Source organism: Streptomyces anatolicus (genome assembly GCF_019400875.1).
In the GTDB taxonomy this organism is placed as follows: Bacteria; Actinomycetota; Actinomycetes; order Streptomycetales; family Streptomycetaceae; genus Streptomyces; species Streptomyces anatolicus.
Genome location: NZ_WMBF01000721.1, coordinates 1 through 2,263, shown reverse-complemented (window position 1 = coordinate 2,263; position 2,263 = coordinate 1). Strand labels below are relative to the sequence as shown.

General features: G+C 75.2%; 3 protein-coding genes. 1 reads left to right on the top strand and 2 read right to left on the bottom strand.

Translation table 11 applies throughout. The features are described 5' to 3' along the window. Window positions 1-946: tetratricopeptide repeat protein (locus tag GKQ77_RS31805; protein ID WP_219692583.1), on the top strand; the 946-nt coding region annotated here is incomplete at its 5' end. On the opposite strand, the gene GKQ77_RS31800 is transcribed toward GKQ77_RS31805, so the two are convergent. Together GKQ77_RS31800 and GKQ77_RS31795 are read right to left on the bottom strand one after the other, a co-directional pair. After that, window positions 939-1,670: a dienelactone hydrolase family protein gene (locus tag GKQ77_RS31800; protein WP_219692582.1), complete on the bottom strand. Its 732-nt coding sequence runs from the start codon at window positions 1,668-1,670 to the stop codon at window positions 939-941. The genes GKQ77_RS31805 and GKQ77_RS31800 overlap by 8 nt on opposite strands. A gap of 107 nt (window positions 1,671-1,777) precedes the next feature. After that, window positions 1,778-2,167, bottom strand: coding sequence for a hypothetical protein (locus tag GKQ77_RS31795; RefSeq protein WP_219692581.1), 390 nt, complete (start codon window positions 2,165-2,167; stop codon window positions 1,778-1,780). Between the last annotated feature and the right edge of the window lie 96 nt (window positions 2,168-2,263).

Genomic DNA, 2,263 nt, shown 5'->3' with positions numbered 1-2,263 from the left:
CGCCCTCCACTCCCCCCTCTCGCCCTTCGCGGACTGGCGGGAGGCCGACGGGTGGCTGGAGGCGGCGGGCGGCCAACTCCTCGACGTGATCGCCTTCGCGGCGGCCGCCGGACAGCACGACCACGCCTGCTGGACCGCCGAGTCCCTGGTCGACACGCTGGTCCGCCAGGGCCGCTACCACGAGTGCCGCGCCGCCCTGGAGCTCGCGCTGCCCAGCGCCGACCTGGCCGACGACCGGCGCATGCCCTCCTCCCTGCGCAACTGCATGGCCATCGCGGACCTCTACCAGGGACGCTTCCCGCAGGCGCTCGCCTGGTGCGCCGACGCGCTGCGCCTCGCCCGCCACCAGGGCGACCTGCGCGAACAGGCGCGGGCGATCGCCGGTTCGGGCGCCGCCGAGCGCGCGCTCGGCCGCGTCCGGGAGGCGGCCGCCCACCTGCGCGAGGCCATGGCGCTGGCCGCCCGGCTCGACGACGACTGGCTCGCCGGGATGTCGAGCTGCCAGCTCGGCGCCCTCCACGACCAGCAGGGACGGCACGAGGAAGCACTCACGTACTACGCCACGTCCCTGGCCTTCGCCGAGAAGATCGGCCGCCCACGAATGATCAGCAAGACCCTCTGCTTCACCGCCGAGGCCCACCTGGCACTCGGCAGGCACGCCGAGGTCAGGGAGTTGGCGAGGCGCGCGGCGGAGCTTGCCGGGGAGGTCGGCGACCTGCAACTGCGCGCGTCGAGCCTGTCCCTGCTCGGCGCCGCCGAACACGGCCACGGAGACCTGCCACTGGCCCTCACCCTCCAGCGGGAGGCCCTGGCCACGCTCACCGAGCACACCAGCAGGCCCCTGGAGCGGGAGGTCCGCCGCCGCCTCGGCTCCACCTACGAGGCGGCGGGCCACCGGGCCGAGGCCGAGCGGGAGTTCCGCATCGCCCGGTCCTTGGTCACGTAGTGACTGGCAGGGGCAGGCACTCGGCGAGCAGGGCGACGACATCGTCCCAGGCCCGGCGCGCGTGCACGGGGTGGTGGCCGACGCCGGGGAGCACGTCCTGTGCGACGTCGGGGTGGTGGAAGGCGTGCAGCGCGCCGCCGTAGACCACGAGCCGCCAGTCGACGCCCGCGTCCTGCATCTCGGCGGTGAACGCCTCCCGGTGCGCGGGCGACATGATCGGGTCCTCCGAGCCGACCCCGGCCCAGACCGGGCAGCGGATGCGGGCCGCCTCGCCGGGCCGGCCCGTGATCAGGCCGTTGACGGTCGCGATCGCGCGCAGGTCGACGCCGTCGCGCCCGAGTTCCAGCGCGATCGCGCCCCCGGTGCCGTAGCCGATCGCGGCGATCCGGTCGGGGTCGGTCCGCGGTTCGGCGCGCAGCACGTCGAGCGCCGCGTGGCCGATCTCCCGCATCCGGTCGGGGTCGGCGAGCAGGGGAGTGGTGTGCGCCAGCATCTCCTGGGGGTCGGAGAACCAGCGGCCGCCGTTGATGTCGAAGGCCAGCGCCACGTAACCCAGTTCGGCGAGGGCGTCGGCGCGGCCGCGCTGGAAGTCGTTGAGCCCCGGCCCCTCGGGCCCGATCAGGACCGCGGGCGCGCGGCCGGCTCCGGCCGGGAGCGCGAGGCGCCCGACCATCGTCAGACCGTCGGCCGGGTATTCGACGGTGTGCGTGGTGATCGTCGTCATGGGAGTGACGGTAGTGATCACCGGGCCCGGCCGGGCCGGTATTAGCCCTCAGCAGAGCGGTGCGGCCTCCCGCGCCTGGGCGCCCGCGAAACGCGGTGACCCGTACGTCAGTTGCCGGTGCGCGCGCCCGTCAGGCTGCCCAAGGGGTTGCCTCCCTGCGTACCTCCGTCACGGCCGCCGAGACCGAGGAGATCGCCGAGGAGGTTGACGACGGGGTTGAGGAGGGCGCCGAGGGGGCCGCCGAGTCCGCCGCCGGGTGTGGGCTCCCCCGGAACGCCGCTGCCGACCGCCGGGACGGCGCTGTCCATCGCCGGGACGCCGCTCTCCGCCGGAATGCCGCTGTCCACCACCGGAACACCGCTCTCCGCCGCCGGAACGGCGTGGGTGCCCGCGACGGGACCTCCGTCGAGCGCGGGAGCGGCGGCCGCGGGGACGGCCGCGGCCAGGACGACGGCGGCCGCCAGGCCGACGGCGGACAGAACGGTGGGCGCGCGCATCGTTGCTCCTCGGGGTTCCTCGCTGCACCGATGCAGCGGTTCCTGACCGAGCTTCGTACGCGCTCGGACCGCCCGCACCAGGAGTGCCCCCGAATG